20 protein-coding genes and 2 pseudogenes are annotated in these 22,038 nt (G+C 45.1%); 17 read left to right on the top strand and 5 right to left on the bottom strand.

What is annotated here, in order from left to right; all coding sequences use genetic code 11:
- Positions 1-57 precede the first annotated feature (57 nt).
- Complete coding sequence (locus M5J74_RS10725) at positions 58-570, top strand: hypothetical protein (protein ID WP_015154099.1); 513 nt, start codon at positions 58-60, stop codon at positions 568-570.
- A 35-nt stretch (positions 571-605) separates the two neighbouring features.
- On the opposite strand, the gene M5J74_RS10720 is transcribed toward M5J74_RS10725, so the two are convergent.
- The gene (locus M5J74_RS10720) at positions 606-1,805 is read right to left on the bottom strand and encodes a homocysteine biosynthesis protein (protein WP_015154098.1); all 1,200 of its coding nucleotides are present in this window, start codon (positions 1,803-1,805) and stop codon (positions 606-608) included.
- A gap of 292 nt (positions 1,806-2,097) precedes the next feature.
- Complete coding sequence (locus M5J74_RS10715) at positions 2,098-2,352, bottom strand: hypothetical protein (RefSeq protein ID WP_015154097.1); 255 nt, start codon at positions 2,350-2,352, stop codon at positions 2,098-2,100.
- Positions 2,353-2,593: 241 nt separating this feature from the next.
- On the opposite strand from M5J74_RS10715, the gene thrC reads away from it, so the two are divergent.
- Positions 2,594-3,688: a threonine synthase gene (gene thrC, locus M5J74_RS10710; RefSeq protein WP_106166012.1), complete on the top strand. Its 1,095-nt coding sequence runs from the start codon at positions 2,594-2,596 to the stop codon at positions 3,686-3,688.
- Positions 3,689-3,847: 159 nt separating this feature from the next.
- Entirely contained in the window at positions 3,848-4,756 is a 909-nt protein-coding gene (locus M5J74_RS10705; RefSeq protein WP_250016588.1) for a YihY/virulence factor BrkB family protein, read from the top strand.
- A gap of 97 nt (positions 4,757-4,853) precedes the next feature.
- Here M5J74_RS10705 and M5J74_RS10700 read toward each other — a convergent pair whose 3' ends face one another.
- Both M5J74_RS10700 and M5J74_RS10695 read right to left on the bottom strand, forming a co-directional pair.
- Positions 4,854-5,369 carry a PPC domain-containing protein gene (locus M5J74_RS10700; protein ID WP_015154094.1) on the bottom strand — a complete coding sequence of 172 codons (516 nt, stop codon included), beginning with the start codon at positions 5,367-5,369 and terminating at the stop codon, positions 4,854-4,856.
- 143 nt (positions 5,370-5,512) lie between these two features.
- The gene (locus tag M5J74_RS10695) at positions 5,513-5,821 is read right to left on the bottom strand and encodes a DUF3067 family protein (RefSeq protein WP_015154093.1); all 309 of its coding nucleotides are present in this window, start codon (positions 5,819-5,821) and stop codon (positions 5,513-5,515) included.
- Between the two features lie 375 nt (positions 5,822-6,196).
- Between M5J74_RS10695 and petC the strand changes: the two are divergent.
- The 4 genes and pseudogenes from petC (at position 6,197) to M5J74_RS10675 (ending at position 9,745) form a co-directional block, all read left to right on the top strand.
- Positions 6,197-6,735 (top strand): annotated as a pseudogene (gene petC, locus M5J74_RS10690) (cytochrome b6-f complex iron-sulfur subunit).
- A 145-nt stretch (positions 6,736-6,880) separates the two neighbouring features.
- The gene (petA, locus tag M5J74_RS10685; RefSeq protein ID WP_015154091.1) at positions 6,881-7,882 is read left to right on the top strand and encodes a cytochrome f; all 1,002 of its coding nucleotides are present in this window, start codon (positions 6,881-6,883) and stop codon (positions 7,880-7,882) included.
- A gap of 421 nt (positions 7,883-8,303) precedes the next feature.
- On the top strand, positions 8,304-8,555 hold the full coding sequence (locus M5J74_RS10680) for a hypothetical protein (protein WP_039714266.1): 252 nt from the start codon (positions 8,304-8,306) through the stop codon (positions 8,553-8,555).
- An 8-nt stretch (positions 8,556-8,563) separates the two neighbouring features.
- A complete protein-coding gene (locus M5J74_RS10675) occupies positions 8,564-9,745 on the top strand; it encodes a murein transglycosylase A (protein WP_015154089.1) in 1,182 nt (393 codons plus the stop codon).
- A 52-nt stretch (positions 9,746-9,797) separates the two neighbouring features.
- On the opposite strand, the gene M5J74_RS10670 is transcribed toward M5J74_RS10675, so the two are convergent.
- Positions 9,798-14,168, bottom strand: a complete 4,371-nt coding sequence (locus tag M5J74_RS10670; protein ID WP_250016585.1) for a caspase family protein — start codon at positions 14,166-14,168, stop codon at positions 9,798-9,800.
- A gap of 534 nt (positions 14,169-14,702) precedes the next feature.
- On the opposite strand from M5J74_RS10670, the gene M5J74_RS10665 reads away from it, so the two are divergent.
- The 10 genes and pseudogenes from M5J74_RS10665 to M5J74_RS10630 all read left to right on the top strand — a co-directional run bounded on the left by M5J74_RS10665 (position 14,703) and on the right by M5J74_RS10630 (position 21,687).
- Positions 14,703-15,152: a hypothetical protein gene (locus tag M5J74_RS10665; protein WP_106216042.1), complete on the top strand. Its 450-nt coding sequence runs from the start codon at positions 14,703-14,705 to the stop codon at positions 15,150-15,152.
- Positions 15,153-15,189: 37 nt separating this feature from the next.
- Entirely contained in the window at positions 15,190-16,476 is a 1,287-nt protein-coding gene (locus tag M5J74_RS10660) for a hypothetical protein (protein ID WP_250016584.1), read from the top strand.
- A 93-nt stretch (positions 16,477-16,569) separates the two neighbouring features.
- Positions 16,570-16,899: a hypothetical protein gene (locus M5J74_RS10655; protein WP_041462424.1), complete on the top strand. Its 330-nt coding sequence runs from the start codon at positions 16,570-16,572 to the stop codon at positions 16,897-16,899.
- Between the two features lie 130 nt (positions 16,900-17,029).
- Positions 17,030-18,118, top strand: a complete 1,089-nt coding sequence (locus tag M5J74_RS10650) for a response regulator (protein WP_015154085.1) — start codon at positions 17,030-17,032, stop codon at positions 18,116-18,118.
- Between the two features lie 35 nt (positions 18,119-18,153).
- Positions 18,154-18,924 carry a hypothetical protein gene (locus tag M5J74_RS10645; protein ID WP_250016582.1) on the top strand — a complete coding sequence of 257 codons (771 nt, stop codon included), beginning with the start codon at positions 18,154-18,156 and terminating at the stop codon, positions 18,922-18,924.
- A 43-nt stretch (positions 18,925-18,967) separates the two neighbouring features.
- Positions 18,968-21,139: an ATP-binding protein gene (locus tag M5J74_RS10640; protein WP_250016580.1), complete on the top strand. Its 2,172-nt coding sequence runs from the start codon at positions 18,968-18,970 to the stop codon at positions 21,137-21,139.
- Between the two features lie 13 nt (positions 21,140-21,152).
- A pseudogene (locus tag M5J74_RS33395) lies at positions 21,153-21,290 on the top strand (element excision factor XisH family protein); the annotation flags it as partial.
- Positions 21,241-21,363, top strand: a complete 123-nt coding sequence (locus M5J74_RS32630) for a hypothetical protein (RefSeq protein WP_256498755.1) — start codon at positions 21,241-21,243, stop codon at positions 21,361-21,363. The pseudogene M5J74_RS33395 and the gene M5J74_RS32630, both read left to right, overlap by 50 nt.
- On the top strand, positions 21,351-21,527 hold the full coding sequence (locus M5J74_RS10635; protein WP_250016578.1) for a hypothetical protein: 177 nt from the start codon (positions 21,351-21,353) through the stop codon (positions 21,525-21,527). The genes M5J74_RS32630 and M5J74_RS10635 overlap by 13 nt, the downstream gene beginning before the upstream one ends.
- Positions 21,508-21,687 (top strand): element excision factor XisI family protein, encoded by a 180-nt coding sequence (locus M5J74_RS10630; protein WP_250016575.1) that lies wholly within the window; start codon positions 21,508-21,510, stop codon positions 21,685-21,687. Before M5J74_RS10635 ends, M5J74_RS10630 begins: the two co-directional genes overlap by 20 nt.
- The last annotated feature ends 351 nt before the right edge of the window (positions 21,688-22,038 follow it).

Raw genomic sequence — 22,038 nt, 5'->3', positions numbered from 1 at the left:
AATCTACCAACAGTCTGATAGTATTTATCGCGATCGCAGTAGATTATCAAAGAAATCATGAGCAATCAACTTCGTAACCTACTAATCGGCGCTGGAGTCGCTGCTGTTGGCGCAATTGGCACTAAAGTAGCGGTTGACTATTTCAAGAATCGCGGTCAAGAAGAAGTCGTAGATGCCAACCAAGGCGATGCTGAGGCAACCTCGGCTGAGGAAGTGGCTTACGCAACTGTAGAACCCAGTTCCGTTCAAGCATTTCTCGATAAAAGTTTTGGTACTCCTGGTCGTTACACGCCTAATCGCCCGCCAAAAGTATTTGATTATCAGGGTAAGCAATACATGGTGATTTGGGCTTACGATAACAAACAGCAAAAAAATCAAATGCTGGCTTTTATCTACACGGGTCAAGGTCGTGACATGATTGCCAGTGTGGGATACACTGCTCAGAAAACTGACTACAATCTCGAATTAGCGAACACGCCTTTTGTGATTGAAGTCAATGGCAAACAAATTAAATCGGGACAGTCGGAAACCAGCGGTACAAATGATGTCGATTTTGTACTAGCGGCATAGCACTTTGACATTTGGCGATTTGCTAAATACCCCTACTAAAACTCCGTCCACCGATCTTGAGGGAGGAAGGAACGTTCTTGAGGAATCGGTGCAACTGGTTCGGTGAGGGTAAATGTTCCAGCCTCAATCCATTGTTTCAGCTCCCTGGCAACTTGCCGCGATAAGGCTATGCTTGCCAAGGGAGCAACTCTGACAGACTTACCATCGATCGCCATCCGTCCAGATTTGAGTTGAGCGTAGCTAACTAGCCCAAAAGTCGGACGCACGCGGCGGGGGATGGAAAAGTCTACAATCGGTGCAACCAGATCTCTATCTTGCACGGCACAGTTAGCGACGACTGCTTCAGTTAAAACTGGTAAGGGTACGCCCACACCCAACATCAAAGAAGGACCGTAGCTTTTGAAATAACAACCGCGCACCCACTGAGGATTCATTTGCTTGGCATCGCCGATCAGAGCTAAAGTGGCGGCGGGACCGATGGGGGTTTGATTCGGTAAGCGTTTTTGGAGGGGAAAATGCTGCGTCCCTTCCCATGCGATGTAACCAACACCGCCACCTAAAAATATGCGCGTACCGATGCCAATCAGTTGCAAGTCTGGGTCGTTGAATAAAGGGGAAATAGCGCCAGGGTTGGAATAAACCGCATTGCCTAAGCGAGGTTGCAAAGGACCGAGATAGGTAAACAAGGGGCGATCGCCACCATTGACGCCAACAATAAAATTTTGATAGAGATTGCGGGGATTAAATAAATAAAACTGATTGATCGTCTCGCGGCTAATTGTTGTTTCAAAGTTAGCTCTGGGGTAGCAATCCGTTACCTGTCCTACAGCACGCAACTGGACTGTTTTACCAGCAATTAAGTCAGCAATAACGTGTCCGCCACCTTTAACTATCTGCGTTTTAGGTTCGCTGACACTCAGGCGAGATTCTTCCCCGTCTGCGGCTTCAGCTGCCTGCGTTGCGCCTAAATATAAATCCACCGCCCCGAAACCAGAGTAAGCGGGTACGCCATCTAACCAGCAGCGTCGAATTTTAATTGGTGGATCGGTATGCCCCAGGTTAATTATCGCTCCCGAAGACTCCATTGGCTCAAATGTGCCAGTGGTGACGACATCAACTTCTTTGGCTGTTTGGGTAATGCCTACCTCTACCACCCGTGCTTTTAATTCTTCTACCGTTAAGACAACAGCATGTTTGCGGCTAATTTTATCGTTAATTTCAGCAAGCGATCGCATTTGACAGTGACCAGTGACCAGTGACCAGTAACCAGTTATCTAACAATTAACAACTAACAACTCTTAAATCTTTGATTTATCAAGACTACGCTAGAAAAAACGATCGCGCTACCTAGCAACGATATGAGCGTAGGTACTTCGTTCAACCACATCCACCTTTTCTATGAATCTAACGCAAATTACCCTAACAGCATACTGAACAAGCACGTATATGACGAAGGAACGAGAAATATTGATTCCTCGCCCGTTTGCCAAATGGCAAATACGCAATCTTGAAACTACAGGTTTGAAACTACAGGCGTTCTGTAACTGCTAACTCTTCTGACAATTCCGAGTTCTGCTGCTTCATACTTTGTAAATGTTCCAACAGCGACTCGATTTCTGCTTTGAGCTGGAAAAACTCGACCAGCCGCTCTTGCTGGTAAGGTGGTTTTTTTATCTCTCTTGCTGGAGTGCTGTGAGTCGATGCATCCGAGCTTTCGATCGCAGCCTGATAAGAGCCAATTGTTACTTGAGCGCGGGTTACACTTGATGAACTGGTTGACATCTGAAACTCAGTAGTTATATTTGCCTACTCACACCGATTCCAATATTCTATATCGATCTGGGGGCGACCACAAAATTAAACTGTGGCGGTTTTAGAACTGGCAATTGGAAGTTGATGATGTGAAGCAGCTACCATCAGGTTAGACTAGAGATAAGAAGCTTTACCTCTGCCTCGTGCAGGATAGCTTTTTGGTTATAAAAACTACCCTTTTTGCATTCCAAATCTGTTGCATTCCGAACCCGTGACTCTAAGCCTGTCTGCTAATACATCATCAAATTGCCAAAATTGGTCTGGACTGATAGAAACATATCGGCACTATTTGCCTGTTACCGACCAAACTCCAGTTGTAACTTTATTAGAGGGGAACACACCCCTAATTCCCGCCCCTGCGATCGCGGCTCAAATTGGCAGACAGGTGCGCGTACTCGTTAAGTATGATGGATTGAACCCCACGGGTAGCTTCAAAGACCGAGGCATGACGATGGCAATCTCCAAGGCAAAAGAAGCCGGAGCCAAAGCTGTCATTTGTGCCAGTACGGGCAATACCTCAGCATCAGCAGCAGCTTACGCGCGACGCGGCGGAATGCGAGCTTTCGTCTTAATTCCCGATGGCTACGTCGCTCTAGGAAAACTAGCACAAGCTTTGCTGTATGGAGCAGAAATACTAGCAATCAAAGGCAACTTCGATCGCGCCCTAGAAATTGTGCGCCAGATGGCAGAGACTTATCCAGTGAATTTGGTGAATTCGGTCAATCCCTATCGTTTAGAAGGGCAGAAAACCGCAGCATTTGAGATTGTTGACAATTTAGGCAACGCCCCCGACTGGTTGTGCATTCCCGTAGGCAATGCAGGAAACATCACTGCATATTGGATGGGATTTTGTCAATATCATAGTCTAGGGAAGTGCGATCGCTTACCTAAAATGATGGGATTTCAAGCAATTGGCGCTGCTCCTTTAGTCACGGGACAAGCCGTAACTCACCCTGAGACAATTGCTACAGCTATCCGCATTGGCAACCCCGCCAGCTGGCAAAAAGCGATCGCGGTACAAACAGCTAGTGCGGGAGAATTCAATGCTGTCAGCGATGCCGAAATTTTGGACGCATACCGTTTTCTCGCTGCCGAAGAAGGCATTTTCTGCGAACCTGCCAGCGCTGCTTCTGTGGCTGGATTATTCAAGGTGAAAGATCGAGTTCCTAGTGGTGCAACCGTTGTTTGCGTTTTAACCGGAAACGGCTTGAAAGACCCAGACACAGCCATCAACCACAGCCAAAATACGTTTAAGCAAGGCATTGAGCCGACATTGGACTCGGTAGCAAAAGTCATGGGATTTTAACAGTTATCAGTGACTAGTGGCTGGTGGCTAGTGGCTAGAATTGAGTCGAGGCACTAGCCACCAATCACGAGCAACTCGCAAATCTATCTTCCGTCGCTAGACGAATCTATCAGTTTTGGCAGATGGTGGAATGAATCGTAGCTGCCACGACTACATTAAATGCTATCAACTCGTTTTTTCCGCTTCTTCCGCTATCTCAACTGGAAGACTTTGACAAAAACAGTGGCTCGCGTTGGGCAACGTCGTCTGTTTGGACTTTCATCAGAAATTGCTTATAATGCGATGCTGTCTTTATTTCCAGCGATTCTTGCTGTCATTACCGCGATCGGTTTATTTGAAGAATCTCTGCAATCTACCTTTAAGGAATTAGCAAGTCAATTGAGTCAAGTCGCACCAGATGAGGCGATGGTACTAATTCGAGATTTCTCCAAACAAATTACTCAAACGAGAAATACAGGTTTGTTTTCGATTAGTTTTATCGTAGCAATTTGGGCTGCTTCTGGGGCTTTAAGCGCAGCAATGACAGCACTCGATCGCATTCATGAAATTCCTCTAGAACAAATGCGTCCTTTTTGGAAAGCAAAACTCATCTCTTTAGGATTGACAATTGGGACAATTTTACTATTAGTTGTCGCTTCCTTTTTAGTATTTATTAGCGACTGGCTGTTAGATTTTTTTGTATTGAAAAGTCAAAATCGGTTATGGTTCTTATTAGTTATTTGGCAACTTTTAAGCTGGCCCATTGCCCTGGCGATCGTAGCGGCTGCTTTTGGTTTTGTCTACCGTTATGGACCGAGCATTTGGAACCCTGGAATGCCACTAATGCCAGGAGCTGTATTAGCTGCTGTTTCTTGGGCGTTGGTTTCTGCTGGTTTCCGACTTTACGTAGCTAATTTTGGTAATTACAATCAAGCTTACGGCGCAATTGGAGCAGTCATTGTTTTAATGCTCTGGCTCTACATGAGCGGGCTAGTATTATTAGTAGGAGATCAACTCAACGTAACGGTAGGAGAACAAATGCGACCGCGTTCCCAGGTTGCTAAACGATCGGCTTCAGTTCAGAATTAGATCGGAATTACATTTTAACAGTACTACCAATTTCTTATAACTGACTACTTTGTAGAGACATTACACGTAACGTCTCTACACTGATAACTGATAACTGTTACTTCAGAAATTGACGTAACTTTGGTATAAGTGGATTGCTCCGATCGGACGATACCGGTTGCAGCCGCGTCACTTTGAGACGAAAGTTACCGACCCCAGTTTCCCCAAACGCTCGCACGCGAACGATATATCTTCCCGTTTTAGCAATTCGCGTAAACAATAGAGCATTGTTACTGCCATCAGGACCATCATCATTTTCTGCTACTGTAGAACCGTCTTCGGCAAGTAGCGTCAAGATTGCGTCAAAACTCTCAGAGGCAAGATCGATCGCCACACTTTCACCCTCTTTAAATTCCATCACGTAATCGCGGGCAAATCCTCCCTGACCCGTGGGAATATCTTTTTCTGATAAAGTATCGTCGATCTGGTTACTGGTAGGCAAGGCAATAGGATTATAAAGCTTGCACTGGCTGCATTGGGCAGCAACAACGGCGCTCATTCCCATGGCGATCGCCACACAGGTAGCAGGGATGAGTACTTGGCTTACTCTAACTACAACAGCCTTTAGGATCATGCAGCGCCAGATTCCAGCAGAACAGCTAAACCCGACTATTATAGTTGCCCTCTAGAATCTTGTGAAGAGTCAGTTATCAGTGACTAGTGGCTAGTGGCTGGTGGCTAGTCATTGTGACTTGTGACTTGTCCCCACACTATTAGTTACAACAGCCACTCTGAAGCCCGTTCGCCCAAATCGAGCGGAATGCTGACAGCTTTACCCAATCGAGGACGATCGCGAGTTTGAGTAATATATGTCCGTACCTGTCCCACCCCGCCAAACTCGTTTAAGTAACTCGCGATCGAATCTAAATGGGCTTTGTACTCTGCCTCCGACAACGGAAACGAGGCTTGTTCGAGATATTTCCACATCACCTGTAGAAAAATCTTGCCCTGAGTGCGCCGCAATTGCACGTCATAAGAGCGCCCCCACTTGTTCAGCAACAGCTGGCGTAAATCTTCTCCAGTCATAAGTCTTAAAATGTATTGCCTATATTGCTGTCGCCTTCACATTTCGTTACAGGGTAAAGCTACGCTACTCAGGTATGATACCAATATAAAGAAATGTAATGTTTGCTCTCATCAAGGCTGGCAACATCCTTGGCAGAGGAATTCTATCATGTTTGTGGATGACAGGGCAGTCTTCGGAACAGTTACTAGTTTTATAGCGATCGATCGCCAAAAGTTTCAGAGGGGAATTTAGAATTTGCCTCAAACGTACTACGCTTAGGATTGTGGAAAAATCTGACTCCCACTGAGAAAAACCTAAAAACTGATAACTGGTCGCTGGTCGCTGGTCACTGTGAAGAGGGTTGTAAACAAAGGTAAAAGCGCAAAAGAAAAGTTATGGCTCAGATTTCTGAATCAATGGATGTCCCAGGAATGGGGCGACGGCAATTCATGAACTTATTGACTTTTGGGACAATCACAGGTACAGCGCTAGGAGCATTGTACCCAGTAGTCAAATACTTTATTCCGCCTGCTGCTGGTGGTGCAGGTGGAGGTGTAACGGCAAAAGACGAACTCGGTAATGACGTGAGCGTGAGTCAGTTTACTGCCAACCGTAATCCAGGCGATCGCTCGTTGGTTCAAGGACTGAAGGGCGACCCCACCTACTTGATTGTAGAAAGCAAAGGCGCGGTCGGCGAATATGGCTTAAATGCCGTGTGTACCCACTTGGGCTGTGTCGTGCCTTGGAACGCAGCAGAAAACAAGTTTAAGTGTCCTTGTCACGGCTCCCAATACGATAATACGGGTAAAGTCGTGCGCGGTCCCGCCCCCTATCGCTGGCACTGGTTCACACCGCAGTCCAAGATGACAAAGTCGTGTTAACGCCTTGGACGGAAACCGATTTTCGCACTGGGGAAGATCCTTGGTGGGCTTAGAGCTGCCGCAATTTGTAGCGTATGAGTCTTGATGATTAGGGAGTCGGGAGTCGGGAGTCGGGAGTCGGGAAATTTTGACTTTTGACTTTTGACTTTTGACTTTTCCCTTTACCCCTTACTCCTAGTTTTAATTAGTTGTCTGCCGATGAAAAGAGTTTCGATCCGAGCAAGATGGTCTTGCAGTGCTAGAGCGATCGCCAAGATGGTGCTGGTGGCGATCGCTACAGTAGCCTTTTTCTTCTCTAGCGATTTTGCCCTGCCACAAGCGGCTGCTGCCTATCCTTTCTGGGCGCAGCAATCTTATCCTGAAAGCCCTAGAGAAGCAACCGGACGTATTGTCTGTGCTAACTGCCACCTAGCGGCAAAACCAACAGAAGTAGAAATACCGCAATCGGTATTGCCCGATAGCGTGTTTGAGGCAGTCGTAAAAATTCCCTACGACACTAACGTTCAACAAGTTGTTGCCGATGGCTCTAAAGGTGGGCTTCAGGTTGGTGCGGTTTTGATGTTACCAGAAGGCTTCAAAATTGCTCCTCCCGAACGCATCTCTGAGGAAATGAAGGAGAAAGTTGGCGATCTTTATTTCCAACCCTACAGCGAAGACCAGGAAAATGTGGTCATCGTCGGACCCCTTCCTGGCGAACAATATCAAGAAATTGTCTTCCCAGTCCTTTCGCCCGACCCAGCTAAAGACAAGAGCGTTCATTTTGGTAAATACCCCGTTCACGTCGGTGGTAACAGAGGACGCGGTCAAGTCTACCCCACTGGTGAAAAGAGCAATAACGCTGCTTATACTGCTTCTGCTGCTGGCACAATTTCCAAAATTGCCAAAGTGGAAGATGAATTTGGTAATGCTAAATACGAAGTTAGCATCCAGACTGAATCTGGAGAGACAAAAGTTGACACCGTTCCGGCTGGACCTGCTTTTATCGTCTCTGAAGGACAAACAGTTGCAGCTGGTGATGCTTTGACCGATAACCCCAATGTAGGTGGCTTCGGTCAAGATGACGGAGAAATCGTGCTACAAAGTTCTACCAGAGTACAGTGGTTGTTGGCATTCTTGGCAGCAATTATGTTGTGTCAAGTTCTACTAGTACTGAAGAAAAAGCAGGTAGAAAAAGTCCAAGCAGCTGAAATGAATTTCTAAGTGAAGGTATCATCCGGCAGAGCCGGAATTACTTTTGTGTAGGACAGGCATTTTGCTTGTTTTCTATAACTGAAACTGATAAGACAGGCATCATGTCTGTCTTTTTTTTGTGACCACAGATATACAGATTGCGATCGCAACATTAGGTAAGCTCGAAAACTGTAATTTTTTGCAAAATAGCTCACAAAAAAGAGAACACTTAGATTTAGTAGCACCAGAAATTAAACTTTAATACCGTCAGAACAAAATCAGTGAATTAAATTAATCGAACGATTAAAGTTTTTAAATCACTTTAATAAAAGTTAAATATTTGTCACATAAATATTTTCACTACACTCAAAACTTATAATGCTCTACTATTCTCATTTTGGTGAAAAGTAGTTGACAATTGACTGAACGAGTTTGAGAATTTTGAGACATTATGCCTAGAAATCCAAGCGAATATGCGGTACACATTTTAATGGAAGGCGGACACCGAGAAGAAATTCGGTTTACCGACGTGCAAGATTTCCAGAAGTGGTTTGGTAACGAGCTGTCACCGAAAGCCTCTTCTAATGACTTTATCAGCGTCCCGATTAAAAACATTCAGGGTGAGTACATGGTAGTGCGTCCATCGCGCATCTTGGCAATTCGAGTAGAACCGATGTTTAGTTCTAGTGTAGAAAGATTTTAGTCAGAGGCATGAGAAAGAAGATAGCTTCGATCGCCCTTGGTGTGGGAGTCGTCATTTTTACCGCTAGTTCGTTCCCTGTCGCCCGCGCCGTACCGCGCTTGTTGAGCGTGACACAGCAACAAAATCTTGCTTGTTGTCAGCCCGAACTCTTGGGATTAGACGAGCAAATTTGGGGTGAAAAGGGGCAAGCAGGAGACTGGCGATCGCTACTACGATCGATCGACCATAGTTTGAAGTATATTCAATCGCCAGCAGCGGCGAGGGCATATCGCAAATATCCAGTTAAAGGGATTACCCGCGATCGCGTTTGGCGCAGTTTAGTGCGCTTTCGGCAATTAGTCGTGAAATCTCGTACTCCCGCCGAACTACAAGCCGCAGTCAGGCGCGAATTTGATTTCTATCAATCCTCTGGGCGCAATGGCAGAGGAGAAGTCTTATTTACGGCATACTACGAACCGATATATTTAGCTAGTCGCGTCCCTACCGCAGAATTTCGCTACCCCCTTTATCGTTTACCTCCTAACTTTGACAAATTGCAACATTTAACTCGGTGGCAATTAGAAGGTAAAGATGGCTTGTCGGGATCGAAAAATCGGCTGCGAGGGCTAGAAATTGTCTGGCTGCGCGATCGCTTAGAAGCACTGTTAGTCCAAATTCAAGGATCTGCCCGTTTGCTGCTTCCAGATGGCAAGATGATGACTCTCGGTTACGCTGGCAAAACAGCCCATCCCTACGTCAGTCTTGGTAAGGAACTTGCAAAAGACGGCAAATTGCCTTTAAGCGGTTTAACCTTACCCGTAATGATCGATTATTTCCGCAGGCATCCAGAGGAATTGAATAACTACATTCCCCGCGTGCGAGGTTTCGTCTTCTTTCGCGAAACTCACGGCGCACCTGCAACTGGTAGTCTTGGAGTGCCAGTGACAGCAGAACGTTCGATCGCAACGGATAAATCTCTGATGCCCCCTGGTGCATTAGCATTGATGCAAACCGCACTGCCCTTTGCTAGCAATTTCGGTCAGCTAGAGTATCGAAACGTCAGCCGCTACGTATTAGATCAAGACACTGGTAGCGCCATCAAGGGAGCAGGTAGGGTAGATTATTTCATGGGTACGGGGCAACTTGCAGGCGATCGCGCTGGCGTGACGGGTAGTCGGGGACACCTCTACTATTTGTTGTTGAAACAGTAAGAGAGAAGAGGTAGGGCGATCGTAATTTTATCGATCTTCAAGCGATCGCTCGCTAAGCCGGATCTCGCCTTGCCTGAAATTCGTCTTTCTGGCGATCGTTCCAGTCACCCCATTTGAGACAAGTATCGCCAGCAACTTTATCTTTAACAAGCAGAGTATGTTCGTGCAGTTGGTTACATGCTATTTTAAGTAACTGTTCGACCTTAAGCTCTCGATCCCACAACCGCAAAGTGTTGTCCTGACTACCACTGACAATGTACCTACCATTGGAACTGAAGGCGACTGAGAATATTGTATTCTCATGTCCTTGAAGAATGCTCGTGAGTTGCCCTTGCAAATCCCATAAGCGTAAGGTGTTGTCCCGACTACCACTGACAATCGACTTGCCATCGGGACTAAAAGCAACTGAGAAAACAGAATCCGTATGTCCGACAAACGGTTTACCAATCGGTTGCCCTTGCAAATTCCACAAGCGTAGGGTGTTGTCATCACTGCCACTGACAATCAACTTGCCATCGGGACTAAAGCCGACTGACCAGACAGAATTTGTATGTCCGATAAACGGTTTGCCGATCGGTTGTCCTTGCAAATTCCACAAGCGCACGCTGTTGTCATCACTACCACTAGCAATAAACTTGCCGTCAGGACTAAAGGCGACTGACAAAACATAATTTGTATGTCCGACAAACGGTTTGCCGATTGCTTTTCCTTGTAAATTCCACAAGCGTAGGGTGTTGTCACCACTACCACTGACAATTAACTTGCCATCGGGACTAAAGCCGACTGAGTTGACATAATTTGTATGTCCGACAAACGGTTTGCCGATCGGTTGTCCTTGCAAATTCCACAAACGTAGGGTGTTGTCATTACTACCACTGACAATTAACTTGCCATCAGGACTAAAGGCAACTGACCAGACAGAATTTGTGTGTCCGACAAACGGTTTGCCGATCGGTTGTCCTTGCAAATTCCACAAGCGCACGCTGTTGTCACCACTACCACTAGCAATAGATTTACCATCGGGACTAAAGCCGACTGACCAGACAGAATTGGTATATGCGACAAAAGATTTGCCGATCGGTTGTCCTTGCAGATCCCATAAACGCACGCTGTTGTCGTCGCTGCCACTGACAATCGACTTGCCGTCGGGACTAAAGGCAACTGAGTAGACACGCTGTGTATGCCCGACAAGTGGTTTGCCAATTGGTTGTCCTTGTAAATTCCATAAGCGCACGCTGTTGTCATCGCTACCGCTGACAATCGACTTACCGTCGGGACTAAAGGTAACTGACAAAACATAATTTGTATGTCCGATAAACGGTTTGCCAATTGCTTTTCCTTGCAAATTCCACAAGCGCAGGGTATTGTCACCACTGCCACTAACAATAGATTTACCATCGGGACTAAAGCCGACTGACTGGACAAAACTTCTATGTCCGACAAAAGGTTTGCCGATCGCTTGTCCTTGCAAATTCCATAAGCGCAGGGTGTTGTCACCACTGCCACTAACAATAGATTTACCATCGGGACTAAAGCCGACTGAGTAGACAAAACCCTTATGCCCTTCAAACGGTTTGCCGATCGCTTGTCCTTGCAGATCCCATAAGCGCACGCTGCTATCACCACTACCACTGACAATCGACTTGCCGTCGGGACTAAAAGCAACTGAGTAGACAAAACCCGTATGTCCTTCAAACGGTTTGCCGATCGGTTGTCCTTGCAGATCCCATAAGCGCACGCTGCTGTCCCTACTACCACTGACAATCGACTTGCCATCGGGACTAAAAGCGACCGACTGGACAGAATCTGTATGTCCGACAAAAGGTTTGCCGATCGCTTTTCCTTTACGATCCCATAATTGTAAATTCCCGTCTGAGCTACCTGTAACAATTGTCGCGCCATCGGGACTAATAGCAGTAGCCCAACCCGAACTTAACCGATTTCGTTCTCTGATGTCGGTTTGGACAACTTGCAACAAACTAGATTCAACGGCAGCTGTTACTCTGTTCAGCTCTGATAAACTTTGACCAGTAGCTTGAATGGCGAGAACTAATCGCTCTACAGGCTTTGTCGTTAGTAAATTATCTATTGTGGTAACTTTTTCACCTAATTCGGCATTGGTTGCCTGCCTCTTAGCATTCTGCCAAAAAACCATATTACTTCCTGCGGCAACTACAGCTAATACAGATACAACTCCCAAACCAACTGCCCTACTCCGAAGCTTTTTATTGGTCTTAGCTTGTTCTTCTGCACGTTGTTCTGCTTGTTGACGTGCCTCTTTTTGGAATTGTGCTAGTTGTCGTGCTGTTTCTAATTCTCGTCGTCTGCTTTCTTTCTCTTGCTGACGCAGGCGATCGCGCAGTTTTTGACTCTCTTCAATATACTCTTCTGCTAGTCCATCCAACATCCCTAATGAACTATATTTTTCTAAATACTCTTCTGCCCACCCTAATCTCGTTTCTTGAAGTAAGTATTCTGGTTTACGTTCATTTTCCTGCCATTCCTGTGCAGAGGCTTCAATTCTGCGTTCGATCGCGATCGCGTTTTGATATTCTCTTTTCCACTCATTTAACTGCGTCCAGTGGCGGAGCAAAGCTTCATGGACAACATCTAAAATCACATCATGGGATTCTTCATCATCCGTTTTTGTAATTAACCGTGCATCTTTATCGGCTAACTTCTCGCTAACTTGTTGCAGCAGTTCGAGGGAATGATGGGAATTAGCCATCTCTTGTAAACGCGCGCGCCGCCTTGTATCCGTGGTTTCTCCCATCTGAGTCAATTCTAGAAAAATTCGCCGCGCCACAGTTTTTTCTTCAGCTAAGAGACTGTTGTAGATTTCATCTGCACGTTTTTGTAACGTTCCCTCAATCCCACCTAAACCCTCATAAGTTTTTAGATAAAGAAACTTTTCTCCTTGCTGTCTCGACTCGCGCCATAATTCTGTCAGGGTATATTGCAGCAGAGGCAGACTTCCAGGATAATCCTCAACATCGTCAATCAGTTTGCGTTTTAACTCTCCTTCTATGCCTACTCCTACCAAATCGGCAGGTTTAGTAATAGCTGCTTCAATTTCCTGAGAGTTCAAATGTTCGACAATGAAATGTTTATCAATCTTTTCAGCTACTTGGGGATATTCTCGCAGTCTTGCCCGAAAATCCGATCGCATCCCAATTAAAATACAAATTGTATCTACACTATCAATTAATTCTCTCAAATATTTAAAGAATTCTTTCTGTTTGCTTTCATCGCACATGGTAAAGCATTCTTCAAATTGATCGATAATCAAGACGGTAGGTGTGTTTAGTACTTTTAACTTCTCCACCGTCAGATAAAAAATATTTACCGTTGCATTTTGAGACAAGGAAAGGTCGGGAAACGAGCGCGAAAAAGCAGCCAATAAACTTTTAAGCGGAGTTTCTTTAGGGGTAAAGGGAGTAATATATATCCAGCGATCGCTCCCTGGAATTTCCTGTCCTAGCTTCAATCCATAGAGTAATCCAGCCCGGAGTAAAGATGATTTTCCACTACCAGAAGCTCCTAATACAGTGATTAAGCGCTGTTTATTTCCTAGCTTTTGAATTAACTGCTTTGTCAATGCTTCCCGTCCGTAAAAGACCTCTGCATCTTCTTTATTCTCGCTAAAATACGACAGGGAACGATAAGGACATTTATCCTGAAAGCTTTTTTTAGGTAATCCAGTCGTTAGCAGAATTGCTCGTTGAGAATTAGCAATTAAGGGACGCTGACTTGTTTGCGCCATGCGCTTTTCGATAGAATCTGCTAATTTGTGGCTATTTACAATCCCATCTGGATCGTTTTCGGGATTCAATCCTTCAAGTAATGCTTGTGTCAACAATCCCTGTTCGTGAGGAATTTCTACTCCAGTTTCATAGGAACGAGTGGCAGTAATTAAACAGTAATCTTTGTCTGTGGGAATATATCCGATCAATTCACCGCTATAGCAGCAATCTAGCCAAACAATGACTCGCTTAACTTGACTTTTTTGCAATTGTTTTCCCAACCAACTTAGGGATATACCATAGATGTTTCTTTCAGGTAATGCATCACTGGTAGCTAAAAAAACTTCTTTCTTCCCATTAACAGTTTGCTCCCATCCATGTCCTGAAAAGAAAAATAACGCTGTTTCTGGAATTGGATTTGGGTGAGGAGGATTGAAAAGATTGGCGATCGCGTCTCGCAACTCTTTCATGTTTACCATCCCTTGAGGATCGATTTTACTCTCTCCCTTCTGATTTGAGATTCCTGGTAAACGCTGAACGCGAAAGGTACTATAACCGTATTGTTCTAATTGTTGAGCAATTTTTTCTGCATCTTCTGCTGTTGCTGTTAGAGGCGATAGAGTAGTGTAATTTGGATAGTCTTTAATCCCAATGACTTGAGCTGCCCATTCTAATGCCATTTTCCTACCCTAATAACGCTGAGGATTTTTAGATTGAACTGCAGGCAATCCACAGATTAGAGTTATTCTTCAGCATCTGCTTTCATTTTTACGGAAAAGCTATCTATAAATACTACGATTTTAGATTAAAAATTATTAAAGTTTGTCGCAAGCGTGAATCGTATAATTTTTTACTTTAATTTATTTCAGAAAAGTGGTATCATAAGTTTCTTATTTCTTGCATTTTTTATCTTCATTCTAGTTACGTTAAATCGAGAACTTAACATTGAGTATATTATTAACTGTAGCTCAGCGTGTAAATACTGAGCTTAGTAGAAATAGTTAGTAACAAGTAGAAATTTTAATTCCACTTACCAATCGTGGAGTAGGCATCTTGCTAGCTTAAAAACAACTTTCATAGTTAAAAAATATACAATACCAAAGCTACGAAATGCTTTAATCAATTTTCTTAATATTTCTTAACAAGCTGGCTTCAGTAATTGCGTAGCTTTCATACGTTTATACTAAGCAGTAGTGATTTTGAGGTCGAAACTTATGAATATAAAAGTTGACAACACTATGATGGCTTTTCTCCTAGCGTTCCAAGACTTAAAAACTTCCCTAAACGAACTAGAAAAACAGCAACTCAAGGAAGTTGCTAAGCAATTAAACACTCAACCGAAAGCTTGGGAAAACTATACTAAAAACCTTTTGTTAGAAATAATTACTACTAATCCTAGCTTAAATCGTTTGTATCAAGATTATAAAACTCGTTTGGAGAATGTAGAAGAAATTCCACAAGACTTACTTCCTACCGAAGCTGAAACTAACAAGCTAATTGTTCGCGATTCTGTTATGACTAAAGGCTATAAACCCAAATCCGAAGCTAGCGGCTACGAAAACCAACTCAATAATGTTGTCATCGTTGTTGGCAGTTCTGAAACCCCAGAGGAAACAGTTAAAAAAGCAACTTTTTTGGAGAAAGTAAAGGAATTTTTACTTTGAGCTATCCAATTAAACGATTTTAGATTCTGACTAGCTTATGAGCAACTTAATCTATCCCACTCTCGATCTATTTCTATATGCCTTAAAAAGTCCTCTTAACGCAACTCAGCAAGAAATCAACAAGAATCAAGAAAACTTTTTGTCTCAACTACCAGATGGTATTCAAATCGAGGAAGATGATAGTGAAACTGAGTATTCAAACCTTACTAAACCCGTTCGAGTTGATTTCAAGACAAACGATGATTTAGAAGGATATTACTATCCTGTTAGATTGAACGATACTTATGGCTTGCAAATTGATTGTTCTGTTAAAAATCAAACCGATCCTCAACCAGCTAAATGTTTTAAGAATCTCAAAACTGAAATTGAAAGCAAACTAAATCGAGAACTAGCAATAATTGGACAAACCTGGATACTTTCTGGTTGTCTACCAAAAGATTTATTTCAAAATCCTGAAGATATTGCCCAAGATTGTTATTATGCTTTGTTTGAAAACAGCGATCGCCTACAAAAAGGTAAAGGCACTTTTCTAGGTGGCAATATCTTTGAATTTTGGCGATCGCGGAATCTGACTCGAAATGAAAGTAGCGATCGCCATATTATAATTGCTATTTATCCTAATCAAGAAAGCGCCGAAAAAGCTGCAAACTTTTATACAGATTGGATGGGGTTATTTTGTTATCGCAATAAAATCATCTGGGCTTATTGGCAAAGTCGTCTAGTCAAAGAATCTTTGATTCATCATTATAAAAAGATTGAAGAGAATCGAAAAATCATTGATAGAGATAACTATTGGCACAACAAGCAAAATTTTACCACTTCTCGACAGATTATAAACAATATTAACGATATTCTTCAACAGTATACTGTTGACTTACTAAAACTCTCTTTTCAAAAACAAGTCATTGAGATTAATTTATCCGACTATCAAACTCGCTTGACTTTTATTAAAGAAAAGGCAGGCAAAGACAATCAATTAGATTTATTTGAAGATTTTATCGATCTAGCTAATCGAAAATACTTACTGCAAATTACTAAAGATATCGAAAACATGCAACTCGGCTTGCAACTTTTAAAAGATACAATTAACGCTATCCGCAGTCATATAGAAGTCGAAAAAGCCGCACGCGATCGCAACTTTCAAGAGATTGTCGCTGTTGTAGGTGCTGGTGTAGCCACAGTATCTCTACTAAAAGAGCCTGTAAAAGATTGCAAGGATATTTTTAGTAAAACTGACATCTGCAATTACCCTTTCAGTTTCAGTCTTGCAATTGGTGTCCTCGTTGGTTTTGGATTTTGGTTGCTGAGAAAACGATTGCTATAGTAGAAAACTCTGGAGTATGTGGGGTATTGCCTTGAGTAGGCTTCTATAGCTGATAAAACTTGAAAACCCCTAAAAATATTGAGTTTCAGGGGGTTGACTCAAAAAGCGGGCAGCGAGAATCGAACTCACATCAATAGCTTGGAAGGCTATGGAAAAGGTTTAATTTACAAGGGTTTCAGTCATCTCAGGGCAAAGATGGAAAGTCAAGAATGGAAGCAGCAATGGCAAGCAACAGTGCTATCTGCCCTGGAGCAGCAGGTTAGAATTGGCAAGATAATACTCTTTTGCTACGCTTCCTTTCAAGTTCAGATCGCCAAACCTGTAAAGCCAGAGGCGTTAGTGGGGGCGATCGCTAATCCGATTGGCTGGCATTGGAAACAGGTATCGCACTGTCTAAAGAGTGCTTGTATCATAGTAAATTGAGCAAGCAATTCTCAGAAGTAAAAATTTTTATCTGCTGAAGTTCTTTTTTACTGCTGTCTTGGGGTGAGAATCTTGAGAAACTGTATAAGTCATGAAAGTCAGCGGGTAAGAGGAAGCTAAGATACAATCCATGAGCGACGAGAACTTTAGAGGATATATTCAACTAATTCATCAGCAGATAGCAGTTCTGCACAATTATATGATGCAGTCATCTCCCCCGCTACAAAAAAAGGTGACTGAAGCTCTAGAGGAGATTGCTGCTGCCCTAGAAAATCTCCAACTGGATATCGAGGAGATGCAGACGAGTTTGGAAGCATCAGCCGTCGTTGAGGAGGAGCTTTTCGGGCAAAATCAACAAGCGATGCAAGAGCGTCAGTATTATTACGATTTGTTTCAATTCAGCCCAGATGCTTATTTGGTGACCGATAGCAATGGAGTCATCCTAAAAGCTAATCGGGCGATCGCTACACTACTACATGTGCCACAAAACTATCTGGTTGGTAAACCACTCGCTGTTTATATTGCACAAAGCGATCGCATGAGCTTTCGCGCTCTTCTCAACCAGCTTCCTTTTATCAGTGACGTGCAAAATTGGGAGATAAACCTATGCCCAAGAGGCGGTAACTCGTTTGCAGCGCTTTTGAAAGTGGCGCAATGCCTCGATGATGCTGGTGCGATCGAGGCATTGCGAATTGGCGTGCATGACATTAGCGAGTACAAGCAGGTTGTTACTCAACCCGCCTTTGCACTTAACCGCGAAGATATCCCAGCCCAAGTAACTACTCCCCTCACCGTACTGCCACACGCCCTTGACGACTTACAGGTTCTTGTGGTGGACGACGAAGCCGATGCCCGCGAATTTGTTACCGCTGTTTTGGAGTCACATGGCATTCGCGTGACGGCAGTAGCAACCGCCGCCGCAGCGTTAGAGGCAATGGAGCAATTCCATCCCGATGTTTTAGTTAGCGACATTCGGATGCCCTATGAGGATGGGTATAGCTTGATTAGCAAAGTGCGGCAACTGGAAGCCAAGAAAGGATGGCATATTCCGGCGGCTGCGCTTACCGCCTATCTAGAAGAGGATCGCTCAAAAGCACTGGCAGCTGGATTTGAGTCGCATCTGCACAAGCTAGCTCAACCTACAGAGTTGATTGAAATGGTGACTCGATTGGCTGGACGCGCTTCCACAAGCACAAGTGCGATTCGTTCAACTGGCTGAAAAATCAACATTTTTATTCAGGAGAAGGCACGACAATGACCCCCCAAGCCCAATCTAATTCTTTGTCTGAGACGATTTTTGCGGGTGGGGGCGAGATGGGTGCATTGATACGATCGCACGACTGGTCAACCACGCCATTAGGTTCTGTCGAGAACTGGTCGCAGAGCCTGCGTACCTCCGTCAGCACCATGCTCGCGTCTCGCTTTGCCCACACCATTCTCTGGGGAGAGGACGACATCCAGCTTTACAACGATGCCATGATTGCTATTTATGGGGCATATCACCCCAAGGCGCTGGGACAACCCGTGCGCGAGACGTGGTCAGAAGTTTGGGATGACCAGCTTAAACCCCTGTGTGAGAGCGTCAGGAATACGGGTGTAGCCGTTTTTGCGGAAGATCAGCTCAATCCTCTTTTGCGCTTTGGCTACCTGGAAGAAACCTATTTTACTAACTGCTATAGCCCCATTCGGGATGAGACGGACAAGATCGGTGGAGTCCTTGCAACCACGACTGAGACGACCCAGCAAGTGATTGGTCAACGTCGCTTGACAATGCTGCGAGAGCTAGCCACGGCGGTCAGTGGGGCAAAAACGCGATCGTCCGCCTACCTCACTGCTGCCGATGCGCTCGATCCTTACGATATTCCCTTTGCCCTGCTCTATCAGGTCAATGGTAACTTGGCAGAACGGGTGGCTTTAAGCGGGCTGACCGCAGACAGTGCCGCTGCGCCAAGAGAGATCGATTTGACTGAGCGATCGGCTTCCTGGTCGCTGGGGACGTTCTCCAGAGCCGTGAATCGCTGCTGATTACTGATGTCGTCGATCGCTTCGGATCGCTCCCGGTCGAACCGTGGGGGAAAGTCCCCATTCTGCTTTCATTCTCCCGATTCTGTCGAGCAACAAAGAACAGGTGGAATGTCTGCTGGTGGCAGGAATTAGCCCCCGGCTTGAGTTCAATGCCAAATATCGCTCATTCCTCGAACTGGTGGCTCAGCAGGTGGAAAGTTCGATCGCCACGGCTCACAGCTATGAGCAGGAACGCCAGCGAGCAGAGGCATTAGCAGAACTCGATCGCGCCAAAACTGAGTTCTTCAGCAATGTTAGCCATGAATTTCGCACACCCCTCACCTTGATGTTGGGTCCTGCCGAAGATGCGTTAACCGATCGAGACGATCCGCTGTCGCCCAATCAACGACAGCGCATTGAAGTGATGCAGCGCAATGGGTTGCGGTTGCTAAAGCTGGTCAACACGCTCCTGGATTTCTCACGGATTGAAAGCGATCGCACATCTGCTGTTTACGAACCGACCGATTTGGCAACCTTTACCGCAGAATTAGCCAGTGTATTTCGCGCTTGCATCGAGAAGGCAAACTTGCGCTTGGTGGTCGATTGTCCTCCCCTGCCCGATCCAGTGTATGTCGATCGTGAGATGTGGGAAAAGATTGTTCTCAATTTGATCTCAAACGCTTTCAAATTCACGTTTATAGGTGCGATTACCGTTCGCCTGCATCAAGTCGGCGATTGGGTTGAGCTAGCGATACAAGACACGGGCATTGGTGTTCCAGCCGCAGAAATTCCCCGTCTGTTTGAACGATTCCATCGGGTCAAAGGAGCGCAGGGACGCACGTTTGAAGGATCGGGGATTGGTTTATCGCTCTGTGAGGAATTGGTAAAACTGCATGGTGGAACAGTTAAGGTTAGCAGTGTTGAGGGGGAAGGCAGTTGCTTTAGCGTATTTATTCCAACCGGATGCGCCCATCTGCCTGCCCAACAGATTGGCTCGACTCGCACCATGACCTCAACCGCTCTTGGGACATCTCCCTACGTGGAAGAAGCGTTGCAATGGCTACCTGAAGAGAGCAGGGGGAGCAGGGGGAGCAGATGGAGTGAAGAGCCATTGAACGGTAACTCTCTTTCCCCCTCAGCCTCCTCAGCTCCCTCAGCCTCCCCAGCCTGCGTTCTGCTGGTAGATGACAACGCCGATATGCGTGACTATTTGAAGCGGTTGTTAAGTCAACGCGCTCAGGTGGAAACAGCAGCAAATGGCGCGATCGCCCTTAACTTAATCCAACAACAACTCCCCGATCTAGTGCTGAGTGATGTGATGATGCCAGAGATGGACGGGTTCCAACTACTTGAGGCACTGCGGGCTGACCCTGCAACCAAAAGTATTCCGATTATTCTACTATCGGCACGGGCGGGAGAAGAAGCAACGATCGAAGGACTGGAAGCAGGGGCAGATGATTACCTGATCAAACCCTTCTCCGCCCGCGAACTGGTGGCGCGAGTAGAGACGCAACTACAAATGTCACGCCTGCGGCAGGAGCAATCCGCCAACCGCCTCAAGAATGAGTTTCTCATGACCGTAACTCACGAACTGCAAGCCCCACTTGCCGCGATTCTCGGTTGGGCGCGCTTATTACAAACAAAACCTTTTGACCAAACCAAGATGGCTCGTGCATTGGCAACGATCGAGCGCAACGCCACAATTGAAGCAAAACTGGTGAAAGATTTGTTAGATATTTCTAGCATTCTCTCAGGAAAGTTTCAATTACAGCTTCAAAGAGTCAATCTCGTCACCCTGACTAAAGAAGTTGTGACAACGCTACGTGAAACAACCCAAGCAAAGCAAATTCAACTGGTCGAGACGATACCTGACGGTGTAGAAATCTCTGTTTTGGGCAATCCCGATCGCCTGCGACAAATCATCATCAATTTGCTATCCAATGCGATCAAATTCACAGCTAAAGGAGGACGAGTAAACATCCGGCTGGAACGCCTTGGTTCTGTTGCTCAAATTACCGTTACCGATACTGGGATTGGCATTGCACAATCGTTTCTCCCCCAAGTTTTCGATCGCTTTAGTCAAGCTGAAGTACCCAGCTCTCATTCTCCTGGAGGGGTGGGAATTGGCTTGGCGATCGCCCGCCACTTGGTTGAATTGCACCACGGTACGATCGAAGCAGCAAGCGAGGGAGAAGGACGAGGCGCAACCTTTACCGTCAAGCTACCATTAGTTTGACAGTTTAGGTAATATGGCTAAAGACATTTTTCACGATCCCGTCAAGCTCGCACTGTAAAAAGATGGCTGGATAATTACCCACGACCCCTATCGCCTGCGCTATGGCGTTGCCGATATTTACATCTACCTTGCGGCAGAGGAAGCGATCGCTAATAAACCGCTATGACGTTCGGTTGATTATTTATAATTCAGATCGGGAGGCGATCGAGCAATGGAGCGAGTAAATCAATATCGCCAAATTGTGTGCGATCTCTTGCAAGATTTTGCCGCTGACGATCCGGAAGCTCAGTTGATTTTTGACGAGCAGCGCGATCTATCTTGTCATGCACAATGGTTGGCGCAACGACTACCGCATCTATGGTTGTGCCATGCAACTAGACCTGATTGAGGGCAAAGTCTGGATTCAGCACAATAGCACTGAAATTGTCATCGATCGAGAACTAGTTGGGCGTGGCATTGCACCCCAGGATATTGTTTTAGGATTTCGAGCGCCTAAAGTGAGAGAACGCCTTGCTGCTTTACAAAAAAATATTGGCAGCAAGCCTTGAGATAAGGAGTGATGTTAAATCAAGAGTATGTGAATTAACTGAATGAGTTAGCAAACAGGCAAATTGAGAAAGCAATTTACCTTTTTGCTTGCGGAAAACACAGAAATGAATGCGCGATTTACCTAAATGAGAAAGCAATTAGACAAATTGAGAAAGCAAGGAGTCTTTTTGCTAAATGCTATGACAGTTACGTTTAAAGGAAAGGTAGTAGAAGTTGGTTTGTACTACTTTTGATTTTCAAGCGTCCAACTGTACGGAGATATAATTGAAGTAGCAAGCGATGGAGAAGGGCGCGGCGCAAGTTTTACCGTCAAGCTGCCGTTAGTAATTTCTACCGAATTGAAACATAGC

Source organism: Chroococcidiopsis sp. CCNUC1 (assembly GCF_023546805.1).
GTDB lineage: Bacteria > Cyanobacteriota > Cyanobacteriia > Cyanobacteriales > Chroococcidiopsidaceae > Chroococcidiopsis > Chroococcidiopsis thermalis.
This window is presented reverse-complemented; position numbering and strand designations above follow the sequence as displayed.

Bases quoted from the DNA above. Each gene is read 5' to 3' on its own strand.
- M5J74_RS10660 (WP_250016584.1), top strand. From the start codon at position 15,190: ATGAGCAACTTAATCTATCCCACTCTCGATCTATTTCTATATGCCTTA.
- M5J74_RS10675 (WP_015154089.1), top strand. From the start codon at position 8,564: ATGAGAAAGAAGATAGCTTCGATCGCCCTTGGTGTGGGAGTCGTCATT.
- M5J74_RS10715 (WP_015154097.1), bottom strand. From the start codon at position 2,352: ATGTCAACCAGTTCATCAAGTGTAACCCGCGCTCAAGTAACAATTGGC.
- M5J74_RS10695 (WP_015154093.1), bottom strand. From the start codon at position 5,821: ATGACTGGAGAAGATTTACGCCAGCTGTTGCTGAACAAGTGGGGGCGC.
- M5J74_RS10635 (WP_250016578.1), top strand. From the start codon at position 21,351: ATGGAGCGAGTAAATCAATATCGCCAAATTGTGTGCGATCTCTTGCAA.
- M5J74_RS10670 (WP_250016585.1), bottom strand. From the start codon at position 14,168: ATGGCATTAGAATGGGCAGCTCAAGTCATTGGGATTAAAGACTATCCA.
- M5J74_RS10725 (WP_015154099.1), top strand. From the start codon at position 58: ATGAGCAATCAACTTCGTAACCTACTAATCGGCGCTGGAGTCGCTGCT.
- petA (WP_015154091.1), top strand. From the start codon at position 6,881: ATGAAAAGAGTTTCGATCCGAGCAAGATGGTCTTGCAGTGCTAGAGCG.
- M5J74_RS10700 (WP_015154094.1), bottom strand. From the start codon at position 5,369: ATGATCCTAAAGGCTGTTGTAGTTAGAGTAAGCCAAGTACTCATCCCT.
- M5J74_RS10680 (WP_039714266.1), top strand. From the start codon at position 8,304: ATGCCTAGAAATCCAAGCGAATATGCGGTACACATTTTAATGGAAGGC.
- M5J74_RS10630 (WP_250016575.1), top strand. From the start codon at position 21,508: ATGCAACTAGACCTGATTGAGGGCAAAGTCTGGATTCAGCACAATAGC.
- M5J74_RS10665 (WP_106216042.1), top strand. From the start codon at position 14,703: ATGAATATAAAAGTTGACAACACTATGATGGCTTTTCTCCTAGCGTTC.
- M5J74_RS32630 (WP_256498755.1), top strand. From the start codon at position 21,241: ATGGCGTTGCCGATATTTACATCTACCTTGCGGCAGAGGAAGCGATCG.
- M5J74_RS10720 (WP_015154098.1), bottom strand. From the start codon at position 1,805: ATGCGATCGCTTGCTGAAATTAACGATAAAATTAGCCGCAAACATGCT.
- M5J74_RS10705 (WP_250016588.1), top strand. From the start codon at position 3,848: ATGCTATCAACTCGTTTTTTCCGCTTCTTCCGCTATCTCAACTGGAAG.
- M5J74_RS10650 (WP_015154085.1), top strand. From the start codon at position 17,030: ATGAGCGACGAGAACTTTAGAGGATATATTCAACTAATTCATCAGCAG.
- M5J74_RS10645 (WP_250016582.1), top strand. From the start codon at position 18,154: ATGACCCCCCAAGCCCAATCTAATTCTTTGTCTGAGACGATTTTTGCG.